21 protein-coding genes, 1 pseudogene and 1 riboswitch are annotated in these 24,197 nt (G+C 59.2%); of the genes and pseudogenes, 10 read left to right on the top strand and 12 right to left on the bottom strand.

All coding sequences use genetic code 11. The annotated features are described in order from the left end of the window. The 3 genes and pseudogenes from NKI37_RS32035 to NKI37_RS32025 form a co-directional block, all read left to right on the top strand. Positions 1-271, top strand: a 271-nt coding sequence (locus NKI37_RS32035) for a transposase (protein ID WP_502897524.1), incomplete at its 5' end; no start/stop codon positions are given. After that, positions 214-579: pseudogene (locus NKI37_RS32030) on the top strand (transposase). The gene NKI37_RS32035 and the pseudogene NKI37_RS32030, both read left to right, overlap by 58 nt. Next, positions 488-829 carry a transposase gene (locus tag NKI37_RS32025; protein ID WP_502897523.1) on the top strand — a complete coding sequence of 114 codons (342 nt, stop codon included), beginning with the start codon at positions 488-490 and terminating at the stop codon, positions 827-829. The pseudogene NKI37_RS32030 and the gene NKI37_RS32025 overlap by 92 nt, the downstream one beginning before the upstream one ends. A gap of 364 nt (positions 830-1,193) precedes the next feature. Here NKI37_RS32025 and NKI37_RS30715 read toward each other — a convergent pair whose 3' ends face one another. Then, positions 1,194-1,889, bottom strand: coding sequence for an OmpW/AlkL family protein (locus NKI37_RS30715; protein ID WP_502896409.1), 696 nt, complete (start codon positions 1,887-1,889; stop codon positions 1,194-1,196). A 1,065-nt stretch (positions 1,890-2,954) separates the two neighbouring features. Between NKI37_RS30715 and NKI37_RS30710 the strand changes: the two genes are divergently transcribed. The 4 genes from NKI37_RS30710 (at position 2,955) to NKI37_RS30695 (ending at position 8,252) form a co-directional block, all read left to right on the top strand. Further along, positions 2,955-3,335 carry an iron-sulfur cluster assembly accessory protein gene (locus tag NKI37_RS30710; protein ID WP_352791606.1) on the top strand — a complete coding sequence of 127 codons (381 nt, stop codon included), beginning with the start codon at positions 2,955-2,957 and terminating at the stop codon, positions 3,333-3,335. Between the two features lie 9 nt (positions 3,336-3,344). After that, entirely contained in the window at positions 3,345-4,649 is a 1,305-nt protein-coding gene (locus NKI37_RS30705) for a lysine N(6)-hydroxylase/L-ornithine N(5)-oxygenase family protein (RefSeq protein ID WP_352791608.1), read from the top strand. A 496-nt stretch (positions 4,650-5,145) separates the two neighbouring features. Beyond that, entirely contained in the window at positions 5,146-5,925 is a 780-nt protein-coding gene (locus NKI37_RS30700; protein WP_352791609.1) for a phytanoyl-CoA dioxygenase family protein, read from the top strand. A gap of 323 nt (positions 5,926-6,248) precedes the next feature. Continuing rightward, the gene (locus tag NKI37_RS30695) at positions 6,249-8,252 is read left to right on the top strand and encodes a class I tRNA ligase family protein (protein WP_352791611.1); all 2,004 of its coding nucleotides are present in this window, start codon (positions 6,249-6,251) and stop codon (positions 8,250-8,252) included. Between the two features lie 757 nt (positions 8,253-9,009). Here the strand turns inward: NKI37_RS30695 and NKI37_RS30690 are convergent. The 4 genes from NKI37_RS30690 to NKI37_RS30675 form a co-directional block, all read right to left on the bottom strand. Continuing rightward, entirely contained in the window at positions 9,010-10,467 is a 1,458-nt protein-coding gene (locus tag NKI37_RS30690; protein ID WP_352791613.1) for an NAD-dependent succinate-semialdehyde dehydrogenase, read from the bottom strand. 168 nt (positions 10,468-10,635) lie between these two features. Next, positions 10,636-10,929: an insulinase family protein gene (locus NKI37_RS30685; protein ID WP_348625624.1), complete on the bottom strand. Its 294-nt coding sequence runs from the start codon at positions 10,927-10,929 to the stop codon at positions 10,636-10,638. An 88-nt stretch (positions 10,930-11,017) separates the two neighbouring features. After that, positions 11,018-11,584, bottom strand: coding sequence for a hypothetical protein (locus NKI37_RS30680; RefSeq protein ID WP_352791616.1), 567 nt, complete (start codon positions 11,582-11,584; stop codon positions 11,018-11,020). Positions 11,585-12,293: 709 nt separating this feature from the next. Continuing rightward, positions 12,294-12,521, bottom strand: coding sequence for a hypothetical protein (locus NKI37_RS30675; protein ID WP_245260682.1), 228 nt, complete (start codon positions 12,519-12,521; stop codon positions 12,294-12,296). A gap of 371 nt (positions 12,522-12,892) precedes the next feature. On the opposite strand from NKI37_RS30675, the gene NKI37_RS30670 reads away from it, so the two are divergent. Then, a complete protein-coding gene (locus tag NKI37_RS30670; protein ID WP_352791618.1) occupies positions 12,893-13,105 on the top strand; it encodes a cold-shock protein in 213 nt (70 codons plus the stop codon). A gap of 228 nt (positions 13,106-13,333) precedes the next feature. Here NKI37_RS30670 and NKI37_RS30665 read toward each other — a convergent pair whose 3' ends face one another. Both NKI37_RS30665 and NKI37_RS30660 read right to left on the bottom strand, forming a co-directional pair. Next, positions 13,334-13,807, bottom strand: coding sequence for a Ros/MucR family transcriptional regulator (locus tag NKI37_RS30665; protein WP_023702968.1), 474 nt, complete (start codon positions 13,805-13,807; stop codon positions 13,334-13,336). A gap of 330 nt (positions 13,808-14,137) precedes the next feature. Further along, on the bottom strand, positions 14,138-14,416 hold the full coding sequence (locus tag NKI37_RS30660) for a hypothetical protein (protein WP_155923630.1): 279 nt from the start codon (positions 14,414-14,416) through the stop codon (positions 14,138-14,140). A 550-nt stretch (positions 14,417-14,966) separates the two neighbouring features. On the opposite strand from NKI37_RS30660, the gene NKI37_RS30655 reads away from it, so the two are divergent. After that, positions 14,967-15,971, top strand: coding sequence for a glycosyltransferase family 10 domain-containing protein (locus NKI37_RS30655; RefSeq protein WP_352791620.1), 1,005 nt, complete (start codon positions 14,967-14,969; stop codon positions 15,969-15,971). A gap of 136 nt (positions 15,972-16,107) precedes the next feature. On the opposite strand, the gene NKI37_RS30650 is transcribed toward NKI37_RS30655, so the two are convergent. Next, positions 16,108-16,461, bottom strand: a complete 354-nt coding sequence (locus NKI37_RS30650; RefSeq protein ID WP_023671848.1) for a hypothetical protein — start codon at positions 16,459-16,461, stop codon at positions 16,108-16,110. Between the two features lie 909 nt (positions 16,462-17,370). On the opposite strand from NKI37_RS30650, the gene NKI37_RS30645 reads away from it, so the two are divergent. After that, the gene (locus tag NKI37_RS30645; RefSeq protein WP_352562589.1) at positions 17,371-18,426 is read left to right on the top strand and encodes a cytochrome-c peroxidase; all 1,056 of its coding nucleotides are present in this window, start codon (positions 17,371-17,373) and stop codon (positions 18,424-18,426) included. A 431-nt stretch (positions 18,427-18,857) separates the two neighbouring features. On the opposite strand, the gene metE is transcribed toward NKI37_RS30645, so the two are convergent. The 4 genes from metE to metK form a co-directional block, all read right to left on the bottom strand. Next, entirely contained in the window at positions 18,858-21,209 is a 2,352-nt protein-coding gene (gene metE / locus NKI37_RS30640; protein ID WP_352499285.1) for a 5-methyltetrahydropteroyltriglutamate--homocysteine S-methyltransferase, read from the bottom strand. 94 nt (positions 21,210-21,303) lie between these two features. Further along, positions 21,304-21,500, bottom strand: a riboswitch (cobalamin riboswitch). 137 nt (positions 21,501-21,637) lie between these two features. Beyond that, entirely contained in the window at positions 21,638-21,907 is a 270-nt protein-coding gene (locus NKI37_RS30635) for a hypothetical protein (RefSeq protein WP_023750988.1), read from the bottom strand. Further along, positions 21,908-22,900 carry an adenosine kinase gene (locus tag NKI37_RS30630; protein ID WP_352794650.1) on the bottom strand — a complete coding sequence of 331 codons (993 nt, stop codon included), beginning with the start codon at positions 22,898-22,900 and terminating at the stop codon, positions 21,908-21,910. A 108-nt stretch (positions 22,901-23,008) separates the two neighbouring features. Next, entirely contained in the window at positions 23,009-24,184 is a 1,176-nt protein-coding gene (metK, locus tag NKI37_RS30625; protein WP_023693516.1) for a methionine adenosyltransferase, read from the bottom strand. Positions 24,185-24,197: the final 13 nt, after the last annotated feature.

Here is a 24,197-nt window from a genome sequence, read left to right as displayed (position 1 = left end):
CGGCATATCCAAGAGCCAGGTCTCGCGGCTGTGCGAGGAGATCGACGGGAAGGTGAAGGCCTTCCTCGAGCGGCCGATCGAGGGCGATTGGCCATACCTGTGGATCGACGCCACTTACCTGAAGGTCCGCCGCGGTGGGCGGATCGTCTCGGTCGCCGTTATCATCGCCGTCGGCGTCAACGCGGACGGCCGGCGCGAGGTACTGTACTGGGCATGGAGATTGGCACCTCGGAGGCCGAGCCGATCTGGACAGAGTTCCTGCGCAAGCTGACACGTCGGGGCCTGCGCGGCGTCAAGCTCGTCGTCTCCGATGCTCACTAAGGCCTCAAGGCGGCCGTCACCAAGGTGCTGTGCGCGACATGGCAGAGGTGCCGCGTCCACTTCATGAGGAACGTGCTGGCCCATTCCGGCAAGAGCGGCCGCAGGGTCGTCTCAGCCTTCATCGCCACCGCTTTCGCCCAGGAAACGCCGAGGCCGCGTCCGTACAATGGCGCGCCGTCGCCGACCAGATCCGGCCGAAGGTGCCGAAGCTGGCGACAATCATGGACGACGCCGAGCCCGACGTGCTGGCCTACATGACCTTCCCCAAGGACATCGCGCCAAGCTCCACTCGACGAATCCGATCGAACGTCTCAACGGCGAGATCAAGCGGCGCACCGAGGTCGTCGGAATCTTCCCGAACGACGATACGGTCGTGCGCCTCGTCGGCGCAATCCTGCTCGAACAGAACGATGAATGGGCAGTGCAGCGGGCCAGATATATGACTCTGGAAACGATCAGCCAGATGAGCGATGATCCCCTGATCAGCCTGCCAGCCGTGGCGCGCTGATCAGCCCGGCCCATGCCGGAGAGCACGGCGACTAATGCCGCCAGCTACACCACGCCGCGGGACACGATCCAGGCGCATAGCTCAAACATTTCGTCCGGGAGAATAATGCCGGAGGCCCTAACCTTGGCATTCCATCAACAATACCCAATAGCCCTCCTGATCGAAGCGCATCTAAACACCTCCATTTCAGGCGTTAGTCGAGCCCGCATTGATCAGGGTCACCCTTCTTGGTTCGCAGGAGCAGGCGGTCGCCCCTCTACAATGGCTTCTTCAAGTGTCGCCCGTTCAGGGCCGACGGAAAAAGGGCGCACAAGGCGCGCCCTTCATTCCGATCGGCTATCAGCAGCGCCTTCACCTTTCGTTGTTAGAAGCGGTAGGTGACACCTGCGCCTATCAACCAGGGATCGAGCTCCGCCTTTCCCGTCTGCTTCGCGCCGTCCACTGTGACGTCGAAGTCTGGCTTGAGGAAAAGCTTCTTCACATCGAAATTGACGCCCCAATGCTGATCCACCATGTAGTCGAACCCGACCTGCAGCGCGGTGCCGAACGTGTTATTAACCTTCAGAGCATCGGCACTGCCGGCATGCTGGTTATAGAATATCGTGTAGTTCACGCCGGCGCCGACATAGGGCTTGAAAGCGCCGAAATTGGTAAGATGATACTGCAATGTGAGCGTGGGCGGCAGAAGCCAAACCTTGCCGACATTGCCCAGCGCGCCGATCGCTCCTTGGCCCTCAATGTTGGCATAGGTGGTGCCGAGGATAAGCTCCGTGGCGATGTTGTCCGTGAAGTAATAGGAGATATCGAGTTCCGGCGTCACAGTGTTCGAATATGAAAGGCCGGAGCCGGGCACTGCATTGACGTAGCCCGAATCCTCAGTAATGACCCCCAACGCGCGCAGGCGGACCTGCCAAGGATTTGGCCATTCCGTGACCGCGGCTCCAGCCTGCTGGACGCTCGCGGCTTGCGCAAGCTCGGCCGCCACGGCCTGCTGTCCCATCAGAATCAGGACGATGGCCGCTGTTACGCCCCGCGCCACGCCCATTCGCTTTCTCGCCATGATATTCTCTCCTTGCCTTCAGAAATGATGCACTGAACTACGAAACTCTTGCAAAGTGCGTGAGATTGGCGGAGCGCTCCCAGTCCTTGCCGCAGCGCGTTTGCGGATAATCTTGCACGTGTCGTGCCAAACGAGAAAATCATTTCACAACAATGACATGGCTCTGACTGCCGTGTGCCTCATCTCGACTTTGTCGCAGACCCGACAACGAGTGCAGCCGTGACCGCCCTGATAGAACCTCCTGTGCGAGCTCGGTGGGCACTGCGGAATAGCAGTGAAGGTCACCGCCAACTGGCCGAGCTTCATCTACAGCGGCGACGGGGCGATTGACGACCACGACGTCGCCGGTGTCGAGCACGGCACGGCCTGAGGAGCTCCGCGGCGGCGATCATCGAAGGACTGCGTTTACGAGGGCTCCCATTCCTGGCCGACCGGTAGGCGCGCAAAAGGCTGCTGCCTCATCCCTCCGCCTGGATTGAGCCGCAGGGATGGAATGGCGTCGTGCTTTGGACCGGCAGAATACCCAATTCTGTTCCGGCTACCTGTACAGAGATTCATCGATGCGCTTAGGCCGGGCATCCGCCCATCCGCGACCATCTGAGCATGAGCATCGATCCTTCACCAACACAGAGAATTGCTTCCCCATGAGAGAGGCCTCCCGGCGGACATGAGTTTGCGTCACTCTTCATGTCGAGGCCTCCGAGGATATAGGGATCGAGCCAGTGCAACAGCACGATAGGGCAGGAGCTGGGAGCTCTTGCAACTGCTGAGCTCGATGGACACGGCACATCGTGATCTGTCCGGCAGAGACGCAGGGTTCTGCACTGTCCGTTCATGAGCTGTGCTGGTCTCCATAAGAGAAGTATTCTGATGCAGAGGGTGCCCGATTAGCTATTCGGAAAAGGCGACATCCGAAGTGCAAATCGGGCGCCCCCCTGAAGCGTCCCCCTCAATGTCGGATTTCGGACAGGATCGTAAATCCGCCAACCCTTTGTTTAATACGGTTTCCTTCTCTGGCACGGCCTATGCATGGGACTCTGCGAACGCATCAGCGAGACGCCGTCCATGATCATGCGCACCGAAAATGCCGTCGCCGTAGTGAACACCGCGCTCTCGCCTGCCATCAAGCCGCCGAAAGGCCGGCGCGTCATGGTCGGGCCGGCGATTGGGCCTGCTTCAAACACCTTAATGGGCCTGCAAAGCGTCTCGCGTGACGGCGACGCCATCCAGACCAACGGAAAGACATACGTCGTTGCCCCACGGCGCCGGCATGACGCCTCGATTTCACCGCGCTGGAATGCTCCGGTCTACATTCGACGACGCGAACGCGCTGGACAAATTCTCGCAAACCCGGTCGGGACCGGTGCTCCGAACGTCCGCGAGGGGGCCCAATGGCTGTGGCCGATATTCGCCGCGAACAAGCCGTCCAGTGGGAAGACTCTATAGGAGGAAGCAGTGGAGTTATCTTGCGTTGGGATCGGTGCTGGCCCGTCCAATTTGAGCCTTGCGTGTCAACTACACGAGCAAGTTGGGCAAGGAGCGGTGTTCCTGGATCGGCAGGTCGACTTCCGCTGGCATCCAGGCAGTGCATTCGATTCCTCGGAGCTCCAGGTCAGCCACTTCAAGGACCTGGTCACTCTAGTGAATCCGCGATCAGCCTACACTTTCGTAAACTTCCTGCACGAGAACGGGCGTCTGTATCACTTCCTGAACGCACAGTTCGAAGCCGTGCTCAGAGTGGAGTTCGAACAATACCTGAACTGGGTCTTCCACAGGAACCCACTTGTGCGTGGCGGTGAGACAGTACGCGAAATCCGCTTTGACGGCGAGTTTCGGGTGCGGACGGATAAGGCGGTTCTCGGCGCCAGAGACGTCGTGGTCGGCATTGGCAAGCAGGCGCAAATTCCGCCTCAGTTCCAGGGCTGGACTGGACGCAACCTGTTCCACTCATCTGTTTTACTGCACATCCACCCTGAGGTGCGGAGAAAGCATGTCTGCGTGGTCGGCGGAGGACAATCGGGAGCCGAGGTGATGTTGCATCTTATCGGCCTGCCGAAAGAACGGCGGCCTGCCTCGATCACTTGGGTCTCGCAGCGCGAAAACTATCTGCCTCTGGACAACAGCCCGTTCACAAACGAGTTGTTCATGCCCTGCTTTTCGGATCGTTTCGCGGCCATGAGCGAGTCGCAGCGTAAGCTGCTCCTGCGGCGTTTCGTGCTTGCCTCGGACGGCATTTCAGAAAGCACGTTGCGCGCGATCTATCAGGCGCTCTACCGCCACGCATTTTTCGAGCCAAACCGATCCGACATCACACTGCGGCCGGGCTGCACCGTCTCGCACTGCATCAACGCCGGCGCGGGTCACAGGCTGACCCTGCAGCACGGCATGGTCGAGGTCGAAGAAGTCAGGGCTGATATCGTCGTGCTGGCCACCGGTTACGAGAACGCGATCCCAGACTTCTTGGAACCTATCGCGCACCGGCTGGAGCATATCGACAATGAATTAGCTATTCGCGAGGATTTTTCGGTGAGCTGGGACGGACCGCGTGACAGACGCATCTTCGTACAAAACGCGAGCCTCGGGCAGCGCGGCCTGGCCGATCCGAACCTAAGCCTGCTGGCCTGGCGAGCGCGCCGCATCCTCGATAGCCTTCTTGGGCGCGCGCCATGCGCGAACCCCGAGCATCCTGGCTTCATCAGCCATACGTCGATCGAGAGCTGGCCCGCCCCCGTAGCCGAAGAAATGGGCAGCGGGATATGACTCGGAAACTTCTGATCATCGGCGGTGGCATCCTGGGAATTATGTCGGCCTCCGCTGCGAAGGCCGGAGGCTTCTCCGAAATCATCGTGACCGAACAAGTTCTTGGACCAAGCGGCGCATCGCATTATTCTGGGGGCGTGCATTTCCCCTACCGTTGTCAAGGCCGTACCAGGTCGCGCACTCGAAAGAGCGCCGTGGTCTTGGCGGCTATGGCTGGGTCGGCGGTCAGCGGATGGTGCCGGCCTTTAGCGATGCGTGTCGTGGCTGGACCGGGTGAAGCGGTTGATCCGGCCCAGTTTACCGAAGCCCTGGACCCGGCCGAGCATGACATAGGCAGTCTCGCGCCGAGCTTCACCGGACAAAATCCGTCGGAGCGGAACGCACTTAGCATCGCCGTCCCACATGCGTGGGCGTCTCCGTGGACCGCAACTAGCCAGCGCCCGACTGCCCTAATTGGGGTCCGACCAACCAGTCTTTCCAACAGGAGGCTTTTCGCATGTTGACTGATACACAAAGAGACAAGTGGCAGAAAGACGGATACGTCAGGCTCGAAAGTTTCTTTGCGCCAGCGGCTCAGGAAGATATCTCTGATTTTGTCGAAGATGTGTCACGCTGGGACGTCAGCGATGATAAATGGCTCATGTGGTTCGAGAAGACGACGGACAATCGAAAGATCATATCCAAGATCGAGAATTTTCTCGACTACCATGATTCATTGCGTCGTTTGCTATTAGCAGATCAGCGCATAAAGTCAGCAGTCGATGATTTGCTTGGAGAAGATTCGCGCAGGCTCAAGGAGTTGCTTATTTTCCACTACCCCGACAGCGGCGGCTATCTCCCGCATCAGGACATTTATCACATTCCACACAAACTCCCCGACCGGATGGTCCATGCGGTGGTTGCCATAGGCATCGACGACTCCGACCCGGAAAACGGCGGGCTTTTCTTCAGCCCCGGCAACCACAAGAAGGGGGTGTTCCCCATGGATGCCGGTGGGGTGATCGATCCTCAAGTCGCCGAAACGTTCTCCTGGGAACCCGTAGTATGGAAGGCTGGCGACATCTTCATCTTCGACGATTACGCACCGCACTACTCACGACCGAACAAAAGCAATCGCTCTCGGCGGACACTCTACTTGGTGTTCCAGCGTGCCTCAACCGGTGGGCCGACCCGCGCTGAATATAACGTGCTTAAGCGCGCCCTTAACCCGCCCGAGGGCAAAGTGGCCGATCTCGACAATCTCAAGCCCCCAAATGGCATCTTCTATCGCGATTGAGCTCACGCAGCCAGGCGGAGGCATGCACACGAAACTGATCGACCGCTCACGAAATGCGCGGACGGTATGGCGGTCTGATTTGCGGGCTGGCGGAGCATCGGACGCTTTGGCACGTGGATTGTGGAGGGGTCACAGGCGGCCTTCTGTGTGCCTACAGCCCGACCTAGCGCCCCCCTTGGTCGCCCGCTGCCGGCCCAGAGCTGCACTATCCTGGCCGGGCCGCCAACGGGTCGGGCTGCCGTTTCTCTCCATGAAGTGCACTTGAGGCTGTTCGTTGGCAGCCGAAGGTCCGTCCCACTCTTCAACAGCTTAGGTTCGTTGTCATGCGCAAATACACGTTTTCTCGAACGGAGCTGTCGCGAGCGTTCGGTATCGACACGGCCACGCTTGGAACGGGCAGTGCTCGCACGGGGTTTTCGTTCGGAAAGGTTGGACCCGGGGTCACATCCGAGCCCCATCGGCACGACGAAATCGAGGCCTTCGTGGTCCTGTCCGGTGCGGGCAAGGTCACCACCGACCTTGGGGAAATCTCGGTCGAGGCCGGCGACGTCGTCCTGTTCCATCCTTTTGAAGCGCATGTGCTGCGCAATGACGGGAACAAAGACCTGGATTTCGTCGATGTCTACTGGCGAGACGGCGAGGCCGCCCTTGATGCCGCTGCAAAGACCACGGCTCCACGCGGGCCGACCTTCGTCTTCTCCGCGCCGCCAACGCCAAATGGCGATCTGCATCTGGGGCATCTTTCTGGCCCCTATTTCGGCGCCGACGTCTATACCCGTTTCCTGCGCATGAAAGGAGTCGAGGCGTATCACCTGACCGGAAGCGACGATTACCAGAGCTACGTCGCGACACGCGCCGCTACCGATCAATGGACGCCTGCAAACGTGGCGCGCTACTACTCCGACGAGATTCGCGCCACGCTTGCACTTCTCGATTGTGACGTCCACAGCTTCCAAGCCACAATGGGCGATGACGGCTACCGCGAATTTCAAGCCGCGTGTTTCCGAACTCTTCTGAGCAGCACGGCGGTAGATCTGCGCCAGAGCCCTGCGCTTTTCGATGCTGTGACAGGCCACTATCTTTATGAGCCGGATGTTAAAGGCCTCTGCCCCGATTGCGGCGGCTCCGCCGCCGGCAACATCTGCGAGGAATGCGGCGCCCCAAACCTTTGCCACGACCTGGGTGCAGCGCGGTCACGGCAGTCTGCCGAAGCGCCGCTGGTCGGCTCCCTCCGCCGTCCGGAACTTGCCTTGGACCGCTGCTACGACAATATCGACCGGCATCTAAGGGCATCAGGCGTCCCGCTACGCATCTTGGATCTCTTCGCGCGCCTACGCCAACGCGGCAAATTTTCAGTACCCATTACCCACCCCTCGGACTGGGGCCTGCCGGCCGAAGGGTTCCCGGGGCAAGTGATCTGGGTCTGGCCGGAGATGGCCTTCGGTTTTCTTTACAACATCCAGGCGCTCGGCCGCTCGCTGGGTCGCGACTGGAATGCGGAGATGCCCGGCAGCGATTGGCAGATTGTCCATTTCTTCGGCTTCGACAATTCGTTCTACCACGCGCTACTCTACCCCGCTCTTTACGCCGAGGTCTTCTCCCACTGGACGCCGCGCATCCACTATCACGTAAACGAGTTCTACCTGCTCGACGGCAAGAAGTTTTCAACCAGCTGCCGCCACGCGGTCTGGGGCAAGGACGTTCTGAGCCCAAAGACAGTCGACGTCGTGCGCCTCCATTTGGGCCTGACACGCCCGGAAGGGGAGCGGACGGATTTCACGCTGGACGGGCTGCGCCGCACCGAGAAGGAGGTCTTCCAAGGAATTTGGCTGAACTGGCTTGATGCGTTGGACCAGGAAATCAAGCAGGATTTTGCCGGCCATGTACCCGATGCAGGCGACTGGAGCCCAGTCGACCGCGCCTTCTTTGCTCGGATAGAGATCTATCGCGCGGCGATGGAGCGGGCATATTCGGACGAAGGCTTCTCGGTCCGGCGCGCGGCCGCTCAGGCCTGCGATTTCGTGCGCGATTGCGTGATCTACCGTCGGGCGCGAGACTATGCGGCTGCGCGATGTTTCTACCCCGCCCCCAATCGAACTTCGCTAGCCCTTCAGACGACGGCCGCTGCGATCATGGCACCGACAGTCGCTCCGCTGATGCCCCGATTCGCCAGAACGCTGGCGCGAGGCATCGATGGCGTCTCAACCGAAACATGGCCCCGGTCCGTCCAGCGCCTCGCACCCGGGACGCGCTTTGATCTCAGACCCGTTTTGGTGTTCTACGCCAAGTCCGGCAATCCTCACCTCGATGAGGAGGAAGCACTATGAGCCCAAAGGTGCACCAGTGAACTGTCCCAATCTCGACCAGATCTGCGCGGCAACCAAAGCCGACCATGCCAAATATGCTGTCACTGGGGCGACCTGAACCAGCGCGTCGTCGACAACCCTGGCCCGCGGCTTCGAGGACCGCTCGGCCGGTCGCTTCCCAGCCCTTGCTGTTCGTGCCGCAATGCCGTGAGGGCTCGACTGCGCTGACCAACCTCTGCGGCATCGGGATTCCGTCCTCCAGCGGGTCAAGGCTGTCATGCGATTCGACCCGCTTGGTCAACCTGGCGCCTGGAGCGTGCGCCGATCACCAATGTGAACGCGAATGCCTGCGTGATGATATCTTCTATTCTGTCCGAGACTGTACCGGCGCGGCATTCAGCCGAAGAACAACTGAACTGACAATCGGAATGTAGCAGCTTCAAATTCGGGTCCGAAACCGGTATTGCTCACAACCAGCGTTCACGATCCAGCATGGTGCACAAGCTTCCAATCAGACCCGCGCAACGCACAGCCCTTCGCCTGAAGTATTCGGCGAGGGCTGCCAAATCGCAAGCGTATCCTCCTTAACATTCACGAGGTCTTCGCCGAAAATGCAGACGCTTGTCGCGGGAGAGATAGATGCCTAAATTATTAGGGTGCTCCTCAGGATTGCGTGTTTGCTCCGGTATGACGGCCCTAATCGAGGAGCGATTCTACAATTTACATGTTTGGGGATCGCTCACTAGGTACTCGGCCTGTGACCCTGCAAGTCGATGCTTCAGATGCCGCCCATGCAGAGATATTTCATTTCGAGGTAGTCCTCGAGGCCATGGCGGGAACCCTCCCGCCCGATTCCGGACTGTTTTATCCCACCGAACGGCGCCGCTTCCGAAGACATCCGGCCGGTATTTACCCCGACCATTCCATATTCCAAGGCCTCGGCGACACGCCAGACACGCTTCAGGTTAGAGGCATAAAAATAGGCCGCGAGGCCGTAGATCGTTTCATTGGCATCACGCACGACCTGATCGGCATCTTTGAAGTGAATAATCGGTGCGAGCGGCCCGAATGTCTCTTCGCGCGCGACGGTCATCTCGCTGGTGACACCGGTCAGGACCGTTGGTTGGAAAAACGTGCCATTCGTGCCGATGCGTTTGCCCCCGCAGCGAATCGCGCCGCCTTTAGCTACGGCATCGGCAATATGGGATTCAATCTTGGCCAAAGCCTTCTTGTCGATGAGAGGCCCGATGTCCACTCTGCGCGCGAATCCGTCACCAACTTGAAGTTGGCGAGCCCGTTCAACGAATTTCTCGACGAACTCGTCGTGAACGCCCGACTGGACGTAAAGGCGGTTCGCTGAAACGCAGGTCTGGCCGGCATTGCGGTACTTCGCCTGGATCGCACCGTCTACCGCGGCATCGATATCGGCGTCATCGAAGACGATGAAAGGTGCATTGCCGCCGAGCTCTAGGCTGACTTTTTTGATCTGGGCCGAGCACTGGCGCATGAGTAGGCGCCCGATCTCAGTAGACCCGGTGAAGCTGATCTTGCGGACCTTGGGATTTGTGCAAAGTTCGCGGCCGACCGCGTCAGCTTCGGATGCATAGATCAGATTGACGACGCCTTCGGGAAAGCCTGCCTGATGGGCGAGGGCGAACATTGCTCCAGCCACGAGCGGCGTCTGTTCAGCGGGCTTGAGGACGATCGTGCAGCCCGCCGCCAAGGCTGGGGAGATTTTGCGCGCCACCATCGAGGCCGGGAAATTCCATGGGGTTATCGTGCCGACGACCCCGATGGGCTGCTTGATCACCAGCATTCGGCGGTCGGCCGATGGTGCGGAGATCGTCTCGCCATAGACCCGATTTGCCTCCTCGGCATACCATTGCAGATACGCCGCAGCATGCGATATCTCCGATTTGGCTTCCGCAAGCGGCTTGCCCATCTCCGCAGTAAGAATTGCAGCGAGATCGTCGGCGTGGTCGATGATCAACTGATGCCATCGCCATAGAACGTCGCTGCGCTCACGTGCGGTAAACCCTGCCCATCGAGGCTGCGCGACATAGGCCTTGTCGATCGCAGCGCATGTCTCCTCGACACCCATATCGGGTAGTTCTGCCAGCACTTCGCCGGTCGACGGGTTGAGAACCTCAAATGTCCGCTCGCCCATCCGCGTGCCAAGTGCCGGCAGGCGATCGATGGGTCCAAACAGGTCAGGGGATCGCAGGTGACGGATCATCGGCGGGCACAGGGGCAATACCGGATTCCTCCTCAACGCAGCAGGTGTATATAGCAGGTGGGGTGTGTATTCCGGACGTAAAGGTTCCTTATAGGGCCTCGGCCATACAGCTAGCAGACCACGGTACCCAAGTGGGAGGGAGACGCTACAAGACGCCTAGCGGTTCTACTAGTCGGGCTCGACCGGTCGGTTGCGCGGTGGCAGATCCGGCCCGCGCGCAACCTTGCCATAGGTCTTCGCGGCCAGCGCCTTCACCGTCTCAGGCTCTGCGTCGCCGGCCACCACCAGCACGGCGTTGTTCGGTCGGCGGTATTCGTTGCACATCGTGAACCGATCGGTGCCGTTCAGCTTCTTCATCTCCTGCGTCCAGCCGTTCACCGGAATGCGGTAGGGCTGATTCGGCCGCAACGTCGCGTTGACCTCCTCGTCCACCAGACCTGAGGGTCCGTCTCTCTGCGCCAACGGCGCTCCTCCAGGATCACGTTTCGCTCGGTCTCGATATCATCGTCGTTGAGAATGAGGTTGAACATGCAATCGGCCTCGAAGCCCATCATCTCGCCCAAAGCGATTTATAGGCAATGAGGGCGGTATTGTAGCCGCTGTCTGAGACGGCTCCGTCGGACTCGCTGTCGGCGCGGTTGGGCGTCGCCCTAAAGATCAGACGCTCGAGGGAAGGGGCAAGGTCGGGTTTGCCCGGTGGCTCGTCGGCGCTGCGGACCTTGTGCCAGATCATATGAGTGACGATTTGCGCGGAGTCATGTCGACTGTTCCATGCCATCATCGAGCAGGAAATCCGTAATCTTGCCGCCGTCGGTGGCGGCCAGAGCCGAGCGGTCGTCGCCAGGGCCAGGGCGGTGGCAGTGAATGCCTTGCGCAGCCAGGGGGCGATCGATGGCTCCGGTTGGAAAGGCAAGTTTCGAGGCAGTGATTTGTTCCTCATTTTCCTGAACGGGCTGCGTCTTCGATCTCGGCGGGCAGGCCGAGCCAGATGAATCATGCGGCCAAGGCTCACTCGAGCCTCATCTTGGGATGAGCCCAGGAGACCGGCGGCGGTGTTCTTGGGGGGATGGTCATTGGAGGGATTTTCCTTGATCCGCGACGCCTTGCGGACGACCACGCATGCACCGTGCCAGATCAGAAAACATTCGAGGCATGTGGACAAGTCAGTCTGACATGTTGTGCATCCGACATTGTGGGCCATCGAACAGGGCTGAAGGCGACGCGAGCACGGCTGAGAATATCTTCTTCATTGGAAGACGATTGGGCGCGCTGCTGGGGAAGGGGGACGGGATGCGCTTCGAAGGCCGCTGCACCGACGGTCAGAATTGAAATGTTGTCGCTCCAGCGGACCGATGTCCTCGACAGTCAGACCGGGCGGTGCTGAAGGGTAGAAGGCGTGAGCAGCGTAGCTAAGTGGGCGCGGACCCAGCTCGCGCGCGAAGACGGACCTGAAAAAAACGGCGGGTGGCGACATTCGCGAGGCGCTGGAAAACGAGGTCGTAGGACTGGGCGGGAAAAACGACGCCGTTGCTGTCTTCTGGCGTGATGGCCTGCCGCGAGGCGGTTGAACAGTGATGAGTTGCTGCGGAAAGGGGAGTGTTTTCGCGGGACCTTGGTCAACGTAAGAAACAAACGTCGAGCTCGCCTTGGATGGGGGGCATGCAGCACATTTGCCGCTGCAGGACAGCAGCACGGAAGCTGTCCGCGCTTGCCGTCGTCCATGGGAACCAAACAGCAGAATTTAGCGGTCGCGATTGGTTTCATGTGCATAAAATACCGCCTGGTGCGCTCGGCTGCAAATGCACCCTGGCGAGTGGTCGCTTAGGTCAAGAGCATCGCGTGAGTAACAGCCTGACCTTGCTCAATCTGATGCGCGCTAACCGCCTCGCCGGATTGTGGAACTGCTCGCGGGTGGCTTCTACCACAAACAGCAAGGTCATGAAATCAAGCAGGAAGTCGTCAATCGCTTGGGCGATTGTTTCTGACTTGCCCTTGAACTGGTCCAGCAAAACGCGCGCGCTATCGATCGCTTCCACGCTGGTCGCATCGATCAACCCCTCGACCCTCTTGAAACAATCCAACTCGAAACTCCTTAAGGCGCTCCCAAGGTGTTATGCACGAAGGCAGCTCCGTGAACTACCCGGCCTTTTGACCTGGCGGCACGAGCAGCGGTCGGCCTTACGTCCCGCGCCTCCAAACACGAGCCATCGACGTGGCGCTGAGGAGCGTTGGAAGAAATTGGGCGCTTCCGGCCACGCTCGAGCGGTAGTATAGGACAGTGCTTGCTGGCGGCTACGCCCACAATGGAGTGCGCCAGCTGATCGGGGCTTAACAATTTTTCGCTTTTTGCTGCGCCCAACTCTCGGCTATGACTCGGACAGGCCTAATGGCCGCCCACGTGCATTGTAGAAGAAGGAACAAGTATATGACGACTGGAACGGTAAAGTGGTTCAACAGCACCAAGGGGTTTGGATTTATCCAGCCCGACAATGGCGGTCCGGATGTTTTCGTCCACATTTCCGCTGTCGAACGCGCGTGCCTCTCGACCCTCGCTGACGGCCAGAAGATCAACTATGAGATCGAGCAGAACCGCCGCACTGGCAAGTCCTCAGCTGGCAGCCTGAGCAAAGCTGGTTGAAATTTTCTCCTGCGAAGTCGCAAGAGTGGGCGTGTAGGCCCGGAAGTGCTCACTGCCGCTCGATAAGGACGAGCAAAAAGTGAGGGCAGCAGATTGCTGCATGGGTCGCGAATTCCTCATGAAACAAGTTCTTGGAAAGGAAGGCGGGGTTGGCCCCGCCTTTTTTATGCGACGCCCAGACCAAGCCGACGGCTGCAACGCTGCAGAAGGAATTTCAATTGCCCGCAATCAAGCCGCGACCTTCTTGCGAGTTCGCTTCGTCGGCACCGGCGCTTCCGGCTCTTTCGGCGCTTTCGGTTTGCGGCCGAGCCCCATCGTTTTCGCCAGTGACGAACGCTTCGCGGCGTAGTTCGGCGCCACCATGGGATAATCCACCGGCAGACCCCATTTGGCCCGATATTCACCCGGCGTCAGCCCATAGTGGGTCGACAGATGGCGCTTTAAAGATTTGAATTTCTTCCCGTCTTCAAGGGAGATGATGTAGTCCGGTGTCACCGACTTCCTGATCGGGACTGCAGGCGTAAGGGCAACCGGCTCTTGTGCAGAGATACCTCCGGCCGTCGCTCTCAGAGCCGCATGCACTTGGCCGATGAGGGCAGGGAGATCCCCCACCGGGATCGGATTGTTGGACACGTAGGCCGACACGACGTCGGCGGCAAGCTCAATGAGGGTGTCGACGTTTTTTCCGGCTTCTTCTGTCATGAAACTCTCCAGGCGGTGAAACATAGTCAGCGAAGCGTCGCTTCATAGGGCCGGTTGCCGCTGAAAGCAACAATGTCTCTGACTGCGTTATTGCCAATGCTCGTCCAGAAGCGACATCGATGCGCCATATTTGGCGGCGTGACCGCTGAGCCACTCGTTGTTGGCGACCCTGCCGAGGTGCGTGGCGCGTGCCGCTCTAACTTAGCGCCGAAGTTGCTAGTAGCCTCGAGGCTAAGCGCGCTGTTTTTGTCTCGCTTTGCTTCTTTGCGCTGTGAAATCGACCGATAGTGGTCGCTTGATGGTGGGCGTCAGGGACGATGGAACAAACGTTCATTGGCAATGGCCAAAGTGATGTAAGTTCATCGCCGGTGAGCCGCTCTTGCAAAGGGGCTGGGAACCGCCGCTGATAAACTTAGGACATAAATGTATTTCGAGGCGTTTCTTAGCCGGTCCTGGAGAGGCGGCAATGGCTGCGGATGACACCTGTTCCACGATATCAAACAGCGCGGCGACCGGCAGCTTCTCGAATCTGGAGCGGCTTCTCGCAAGTTGGCGCCGCGCCGAGAGGCCGGGCAAGGACAGTGAGCCGCCTGCATCAATCATACGCATCAACCAGCCAGCGACGCGTCCTCATACAGAATGCCGCGACCGGCCGTGTGATCTCGCCGGTAGTCGCCGAGGCCCTCTGCATGAAGCCTCCGGATGTGCTGACGATCAACCAGGCCAGAAAGGTCGACGTCCTGAAGCAGGGATGACATGAGTTTGCCACTATGCGCAGGCTTGCCATGCCCTTCCGCGGCATTTTGCGGGGCCTGTGAGTTGGGCAAGCTCGGCACTTCGATCGACTTGGCGTCACCCGGCTCATCGCCATCACGCGTTTCGGTCTGGTCCTACGCCGTGACGTTGACTCCGTTCGCGATGCCATTGCTGCCGTGGAGAACGGCCGAGGCGGAAGGGCTGATCAACCGCCTGAAGACGATCAAACGTACCATTAGGCAGCGCCGGCTGCGAACTCCTTAGGCACGCATGCTGCCACTCAGCCGGCCTGATCACCACACGAAGCGAGGAAGAACCTGGTCAAGTGCAAAGCGACAATTGCCTCGACAGCAGGTCCCGGAAGGTTTATGCTGCCCGATGTTACCGCAATCCTGAATGGCGATTGAGTACCTTCACGAGTGAAGGGAGTGGAACTGCTTTGTCGGCCAAATTGTTGACGGAACGCCCGGCGCCCATTGTTGCTACATGTCTAGATTCTTGGGGCGTTTTGGATGATGCAATCCACCACCTCACTCCAAAGGGCAGTGGAATCTGGAACAATGTCGCTTTTGTACGCACGACATCCTTCGCGCCCGATTGGCATATTGTCTTTAACTCTGCTTCTCTTTTTGGGCTCCCTGTTGATATCGAGGCGAGCCCCAACAGGACAATTTTTGCAATCGGCGAACCGCCGACGAAAGCTCATCGTGCATTTCATGAAGGGCAGGGGAAAAATACTATCGTCCTGACGTCTGACGCAGAGCTGGTTGCTCGGCAGAATGCAGCGCGCCGATTCGTTTTGTCTCCACCGATCACTCGGTCTTGGTCTGTAAACAAGACATATGACCAACTTCTGGTCAGCGAAGTCGTGGATAAGCCACTTCGGCTCTCATGGATCACCAGTAACATCGCCCTGCTTAAAGGACATCGGTATCGGCTGGCGTTTCTGGAACGGCTAAGAAAGGAGCTCGATTTTGACCTGTTCGGCCGAGGTTTTCGGCTGATTGGAGATAAATGGAACGCACTCGCACCTTATCGTTACAGTATAGCGTTCGAGAATACTCGTGCTGATTACTATTTTACAGAGAAGCTTATGGACTGCTTCGTCGCTGAAACAATGCCGATCTATTACGGCAGCCCGGCAATCACGAGGTTCTTCCCTTCGGACTCTATGGTTCTGATTGACCCAGAGGACAAGAACGTAATCCAAAAAATTCAAGAAATCATCAACTCAGACCTCTGGAAGGAACGTCGCGGCGCAATAAGAGAGGCGAAGCGGCTAGTCCTCGAGAAATACAATACGTTTGCTTATCTCGCGGGCTTCATCGAAAGCGTTCAGGATAAACCCTTACCGCCAGAAATTATACACATCGAATCGCCTGAAGTTGATTTTGCAACAGACGAATGAATTAATCCAACGCTCGCTCCGCGTGCCCGGCGGTTGGTGGTCTCACGAGATCGGTGCGGAACGCCCGGCGGAGAATGCCTGCTGCGCAAACGGGCCGGCACGGGCGCACAAGGTCATGCGCCCCGGCTGCCGCTAATCAGACGAACTGGGGAAGGCCAGGAACGGAATTGAGGACCTCGTCCACGAGTTCGTCGCCGGCATGTTCCTTGGCGCAGGCGATCGTCTCGTTGGCGAGGGCGGCGATCTTTGCCATGCTGAGACCCTCACTCATCAATTGCTGCCCGAGCCCCATAAGGCCGCCACCCTCTGGGTCGTCCCCATGATACTTCGCTACTAATTCCGAAGCTCCCGGAATGGCCTCGATCATGCGCGCGCCGGGACCGTCGGCCGCGTGGCTCCGCAGGAAACCCAGCATTAACCCAACGGCCTTCTCTGCGACAGCCGGGCCGATGCCGGCACCAGTGGCGATGCGCGGTAAGATTTCTTCCATGCAGGGTCTCTCTCTCTTTGATTACGTTTACAAGGGGCCGGTCCGGCGCCCCGCGCCTTTGGCCGAACCACAATTGAACTCCACAAAATAGGCCAGCGGAGGTGCTATTGCGCCTAAAACCGCCTCTGTCAACGCAAGCTGCGTCGGACGTGCGTGTTTCCCAAACCGAAGATCATTCCAATTCACTTCATTACGCGCTGGCAACCGCACAGTTTGCGGTGGCTCGCTTATGAGCCAATGCCCCGCGCCCGTCAAATGATGACGACAACATGGTCATCGCCTAGGATCTGTGGATCAAGGTGTGAGGCAGTTGCAGCGGGTGGACCTGCTCAAGCGCCGCGCCATCCTCGCGTGATGGGATGTTCGTAGAAGCGGAGCTATATGCCGGTGTGACGGTCCACAAAGGCGGAACGCCTGTTCCGATACGACATCCATACTGTCACATAGACCGTTGCTGCTTAGGTATTGAAACCGCCATCGCTGGTGACATCACAATGTGCAGTCGGCGGGTGTCGATAAGGCCGATTCATGCAATCAGCAGGTCAGGAGGAACGAATGAACCCTGACGGTTCAGAAGCTCACTTTTCGCAAGGCGTGCAGCGCACCTCGTGCAAGAGATTGCCAGTCTTGCGCATGCTGTGACTTTCTGAACCTTGGCTGGAAGATCGCAGTGACCGAATCTACGAAGCCGCCCTCAGGGCGTGCTTTGATGCATACAACTGGTTGCCGAGCAGGGATACTCCTTCTCCCTGAAGCCAATCGAGAAGAGCGATCACTTCCAAGAGGGTCCCAGCTCAGCTGCGAAAACAGGTGTCAGACCCCGTACTCTCCCTCAAGCTGATCTAGCTCAGGGCGTTCATGAGCCGCAGATCGCATAATGGCTGCGTGGACGACGCAGGAAGACCAATTATGAAAATCCTATTCAGTACGATGGCTGTCACCTTGCTGGCACCCACCGCCTTTGCTGCGGATTCGATCCCCACCGACCTCAGAGATACGGCATTGGCCACCTTCACGGCTTTGCCATCCACCACGCCGACAGTCGCCAACAACCCGATCACCCCGGAAAAGATCGCTCTCGGCAAGGCACTGTTCTTCGATCCACGCGTCTCGGCGTCAGGCGTCTTGTCGTGCAATTCATGCCACAACCTGGCCACCGGCGGCGACGACAATCACGAAACCTCGATTGGCCATGGTTGGCAGAAGGGACAGCGCAACGCGCCGACTGTACTGAACGCTGTCTTCAACATCGCCCAGTTCTGGGATGGTCGTGCCGAAGACCTGAAGGCTCAGGCGAAGGGACCGGTCCAAGCCGGGATCGAAATGGCCAATACACCGAGCCAACTCATCGCCACTCTCAAGTCCATGCCGCAATATGTCGAGTGGTTCGATGCAGCTTTTCCGGCTGAAGCCGATCGGGTCACCTTCGACAACTTCGCCAAGGCGATCGAAGCCTTCGAGGCGACACTGGTCACACCTGCCCCGTTCGACAGCTTCCTGAATGGTGATGAGGTTGCCATGACTTCCGAACAGAAACAGGGCCTGGTGCTTTTCATGGACAAAGGCTGCTCGTCCTGCCATGCCGGCATCAACGTTGGTGGGCAAGCCTATTACCCATTCGGCCTCGTGGAACGGCCCAGCGCCGAAGTCCTGCCGGACAAAGACAAGGGCCGATTTGAGGTCACCAATGCAGCCGACGATTCCTATGTCTTCCGCGTGGCGCCGCTGCGCAACGTTGCACTCACCGCGCCATACTTTCATACGGGCAAGGTTTGGGATCTGAAACAGGCCGTCGCCATTATGGGGACCACCCAGCTCGGCGTAGTACTGGCGGACGAAGAAGTTGACCTGCTTGTTGCCTTCCTCAACTCGCTGACCGGAGAGGCACCTGACGTCGCCTATCCCATCTTACCCTCAGAAACGGCGACAACGCCCCGGCCTGTAACGCAGATCTCAGGAAAATAAGGGCCAACTGGCTGCGGACTCGCAATCGAAAATGATTGGCGATTTTTACTTGGCGACACGAATTGCGACGTCCATCTCCGCGGGACGCTAGCGATACCCGGACCCTGCCACCTCGCCCGTAGTCTGCTCGATCAACTGGGGGCGGACAGACGCAGCACCATATATTGTCGCTGCCTGAGCGAACGCGCCAAGCAGTCTACTTTGAGAAACGACGCGTGTCCGATTTGTTCGAGGCGCGGGGCCTGTATGTCCCCAAGGAACGATATTATAGCGTAGTGCCACATTTATATTTCTGCGGGATTAAGACACGTGCCGTAGGGAAATTGCACATTTGCGCCGAGTGGCTCATTTCCAAGAGTGTGATCGGTTTGGCATATTCCCGGCCGACATCCGCCAGCCGGCAACTCCCCACACGGTGAGGAAGAGAAGCCTCACGCCTGCACTTTCTGCCGGAGCGCGCGTGCTGCAGCGACCATGTTAATGAGGGCAGGGCGGACCTCCTCCCATTTGCGTGTTTTGAGGCCACAGTCCGGGTTTATCCACAGTTGGCCGTCGGACAGTCGCTCGCGGGCAAGCATGACTAAGTCCGAAATCTCGCCGACTTCCGGGACGCGTGGTGAGTGAATATCATAGACGCCAGGACCGATTTCGTTCGGATATTTGGAGCTCGTGAAGGCGTCCAACAGTTCCATCTTCGAGCGCGACGTCTCAATCGAAATGACATCCGCATCCATTCCAGCGATCGCGTGAATGATCTCGTTGAACTCCGAATAGCACATGTGGGTATGAATTTGAGTCGCGTCCTTTACACCCGTTGAAGCGATCCGGAAACATTCGACAGCCCAGTCGAGATAGACTTTCCAGTCAGATTGGCGCAGTGGCAATCCTTCGCGAAACGCGGCCTCATCGATCTGGACCATCCTTGCGCCGGATCTTTCGAGATCCGTCACTTCGTCGCGGATGGCGAGCGCGATCTGGCGGCAGGCTTCGGAGCGGGGTACGTCGTCGCGAACAAAAGACCAGTTGAGAATGGTGACTGGGCCTGTGAGCATTCCCTTCACGGGCTTTTCCGTAAGCGACTGGGCGAATTGCCACCAGCGCACTGTCATCGGATTGCGCCTCGATACGTCGCCGAAAATGATGGGGGGACGCACGTAGCGCGACCCATAGCTTTGTACCCAGGCATGTTGGGTGAGCGCGAAGCCGGACAACTGCTCGCCGAAATGCTGTACCATGTCGTTTCGCTCGAACTCACCATGCACCAGCACGTCCAGCCCGATCTCTTCCTGCCAGCGAATTGCAGCCTCGATCTCCTTCTTCAGGAACGTCTCATAGTCGACATAGCTCAGCTGGCCCTTCGCATGAGCGGCCCGCGCCTTGCGTACCTGCGGCGTCTGCGGGAAGGACCCGATGGTCGTCGTCGGGAACGGCGGCAGCCCGAGTGAGCCGGCCTGGACTCTGGAGCGCTCGCCAAAAGCGCTCTCTCGTCGCTTCGCGCTGTCCTCAATGCTAGCGATCCGCCCCTGAACAAGCGGGTCATGGATCCTCGTGGATGTCACGCGCGTGGCGGCAGCCTCGGCAGACGCTTTCAACGCGCCTGCCACCGCATCCCTGCCTTGGGACAGGGCCCGGGCCAGCAAGACCAGCTCGTCGGTCTTCTGGGCCGCGAAGGCGAGCCACGACCTGATGTCCGCGTCGAGTTCCGTCTCCATGCGCAGATCAATCGGCACATGCAGCATCGAGCAAGAAGGCGCGATCTCGACGCGGTCCAAGGGCCAGCCGGCGACGATCGGTTTGATGCGGTCGAGAATGGCGGGCAGGTTCGCACGCCAGACGTTGCGGCCATCGATCAAGCCAAGCGAGAGCACCAGATCCTTCGGAGCGAGCCGAGCCACCGTTTCCAGCTGCTCGGGAGCGCGCACGAGATCAATATGCAGGCCGGCCAGGGGCAGAGAAATCGCGGTTTCGAGATTGTCTCCCAGCGACCCGAAATACGTAGCCAGCATGATCTTCAGCTCGGGCGCGGCTTTCGACAGCTGGCCATAGGCGAATTCGAACGCAGCTCGTTCGTTCGGGTTCAGATCGAGGACAAGCGCTGGCTCATCGATCTGCACCCAGTCGGCTCCCGACAGCTTCAACCTCTCCAGAAGCTGCTCGTAAACCGGCAGCAGCCGCGGTAGGAGCGCGATGGGACCGAACCCCTCGGCAGGCGATTTCGCCAGCTTGAGGAAGGTGATGGGTCCAAGGATGACTGGGCGTGTGTGAATGCCGAGAGCTTTAGCCTCGAGGAAGTAATCGACCGGCTTCGATGACGAGAGGGCGAACGTCTGATCATCATCGAGTTCCGGCACAATGTAGTGGTAGTTGGTGTCAAACCACTTGGTCATTTCCATCGCGGTTACACCAGGTCCATGAGCCTCCTCCTGGTAACCAGCGTGTCCACAATCCTCCGTCTGACCCTGGTTGCCGCGCGCCATTGCGAAGTAGATGTCAAGTGGGACCTCGCCGCTATTCCAGCCGTAACGGGATGGAACGGCCCCGACCATGGCTGCGGTGTCGAGCACATGGTCGTAAAGCGAGAAGTCGTTCGACGGGATTTTCGACACGCCGCGATCGCGCTGCTCTTCCCAGCTAGCGGCACGGAGCGCCTTCGACGTCGTGAGAAGGTCGCCAGCGGACGATGTTCCGGACCAGTAGCTTTCAAGCGCGAATTTCAGTTCTCGCCGACGACCGAAGCGCGGCACGCCGAGCGTTGCTACAGGAATTTGCTGAGAGACAGTCATGTCATACCCCGATGATTGGGGCGTCGGTGACAAGGAAGGCGCTAGCAGGCCGGCATCAACGCCGGGTTGCAGCGGCCACCGAGACACCCCGCCCGTGGACGTAATTCGCGTGGCAGGTCTCCTGGCTCGCGGGGTCATAGCCTCTACCCGTCTTCCTGAGGGTATTCGCCTCAGTGACGTGTGTTGGCTCGCCGCTAACAGTTGCGGGGGCAGCGCCGGCATCGCGCCGGCTTCCCTCTTAGCTCCGCTGCGGCAGCGCCGCACGCGAGAACCACGACACGCAGACAATCACAGCAGTTCGCTCTTTTGTCAATGACGCATAACGAAATGTTTATGTCGTTATGTGATCGCGCTTTTACGCCTTTGTCTAGCATTGTGAAATATTCAGTCTGCTGCCCGCATTCGGCATCGTGGGACGTGATCGCAAGTCAGTCCGACGGACGCCGCGAGTTCTCCGTTACCTCAGGAACCTTACTGGCCTTACCCAAGCTGAGCTTCTGGAAAATGCTGGTGACGATCTGGATGACGGTGAATGCCGTCATGGCAAGCACGCCTTGCACCGCTCCTCCAGCGAGCTTCACGGCAGCAGCATGGGTCAGTTCTCCGAAGCGAATGGCTGTCGCTATCAGCGAGCTTTGACACAGTTCCGCCACTGCGGTCATCGCGTCAGTAGGGCGGCTGGTTAGTTGCCGGCGCATCTACAGCAACCCAGCCCCTTCCGCCTCGCGGCGCAAATTCTGCCTTGGCCTTGGGCCGATCTGCTGGATCACCAGGCCGGCCGCCAGCGAGCCAAGGTCGCCGCAGGTCTTGAGGTTGCGGCCCTGCGTGTAGCCATGCAGGAAACCGGCGGCGTAGAGGTCGCCGGCGCCGGTGGTGTCGACCAACTCCTTGATGGCGGTCGCCTCGATGACCACGGTCTCGTCGCCGCGCACGATCACCGAGCCTTTTTCGGAACGGGTGACGGCGGCAATCTTGCAGTCCTTGCGGATCTGAGCCAGCGCCTCGTCGAAGGATTTTGTCTGGTAGAGCGACTTGATCTCGTGGCTGTTGGCAAAGACGATGTCGACAGTGCCCGAGCGCATCAGCTCGAGGAACTCGTCCCGGTAGCGGTCGACGCAGAACGAATCCGACAACGTCATCGACACTTCGCGTCCGGCCTCGTGTGCGAGCTTCGCCGTCTGCCGGATCGCCTCCTTGGCGCGCGGCGGATCCCACAAATAGCCCTCGAAATAGGTAACCTTGGCGCCGGATGCCTTGTCGGCCTCGACATCCTCAGGGCCAAGCTCGACGCAGGCGCCGAGATAGGTGTTCATCGAGCGCTCGCCGTCGGGCGTGACGAAGATCATAGAGCGCGCCGTCGGCGGCTCGCCCTTGAGCGGCCTGGTGTCGAAGGCGACACCCTGTGCATGGATATCGTGCGCATAGATTTCGCCCAGCGCATCGTTGGAGACCTTGCCGAAGAAGGCGGCGCGGCCGCCGAAACTGGCGACGCCCGCCGCCGTGTTGCCGGCGCTGCCGCCAGAGGCCTCGATCGCCGGGCCCATGCGGCTGTAGAGCAGCTCGGCGCGCCTGGTGTCGATGAGGTTCATCGCACCCTTGATGATGCCGTTGGTCTCGAGAAAAGCGTCGTCGCACTGGGCGATGATGTCGACAATGGCATTGCCGATGCAAAGCACGTCATAATCCGGCATCAATGTCTCCGCCAAAAAACCCGGGCCGGCTTCTTGCCACGCCTGCCAGGCGCGGCTCTGCCCGGTGGAAATGGGCTTTCCGCTTGCCAATCCGTTCGCCGGCGGCTCTCACGGGGCGGCGAGTCCTGCCTCGCGACGCAATTCGTCCGCCCTGTCTGTCTTCTCCCAGGTGAAATCAGGCTCTTCACGGCCGAAATGGCCATAGGTCGCTGTATTGCGGTATATAGGGCGTAAGAGATCAAGCATCTTGATAATGCCTTTCGGTCTGAGATCGAACAACTCAAGAATGAGGCGCTCGATCCTGCTTTCCTCAACCCTGGCTGTCCCGAACGTGTTGACCATGACGGAAACCGGACTGGCCACGCCGATTGCGTAAGCAAGCTGCACCTCGCACACGTCCGCAAGTCCGCTAGCGACGATGTTCTTTGCGACATAGCGGGCTGCATAGGCAGCCGAGCGGTCAACCTTGGACGGGTCCTTGCCCGAGAAGGCGCCGCCGCCATGACGACCCATCCCGCCATAGGAATCGACGATGATCTTGCGTCCAGTGAGACCGCAGTCGCCGCGCGGCCCGCCGACTACGAACCGCCCCGTCGGGTTGACCAGAATTCTGATGCCTTCCGTCTCCAGGTGGGTCGGCAGGACAGGCTTTATGATTTCCTCAATGACGCCCTCGCGGACAGTCTCTTGCGAGACCTGCTCGTCATGTTGCGTCGACACGACGATGGTATCCAGGGCGACCGGGCGCAACCCCTCATAGCGCACTGAGACTTGGGATTTCATGTCAGGACGCAACCAGCCAAGCTGTTGTGCCTTCCGGACATACGCCTGCCGTTTCGTCAAGCGATGAGCGAGCTGGATCGGCAAAGGCATCAGGGTATCGGTTTCGCGGCATGCGTAGCCGAACATGAGGCCCTGATCTCCCGCTCCCTGCTGGAGGTCTTGCCCTCTTCCCTCGTCAACGCCTTGGCTGATGTCGGGCGACTGCTCGGTGAGGGCATGAACGACGGAGCAACGCCGGCCGTCAAAGCCGACGGCCTCGTCGTCGTACCCAATGTCGAGAATCGTATCGCGCGCAACTTGGCTGTAATCCACCTGGGCATCGCTGGTGATCTCGCCAGCCAGAACGACTATCCCTGATTTTACCAACGCTTCACAGGCGACGCGCGCCTTGGGATCTGTGCGGAGGATGGCATCGAGGATGGCATCCGAGATGTTGTCGGCCAACTTATCCGGGTGCCCCGCGCCAACCGATTCGGAAGAGAACACGAACTGCCTAGCCATGAATACCTCGCTT

It is taken from the genome of Mesorhizobium sp. M0626 (assembly GCF_040320665.1).
Classification (GTDB): domain Bacteria; phylum Pseudomonadota; class Alphaproteobacteria; order Rhizobiales; family Rhizobiaceae; genus Mesorhizobium.
The sequence above is the reverse complement of the archived record's forward strand: the minus strand, read 5'-3'. Positions and strand labels throughout refer to the sequence as shown.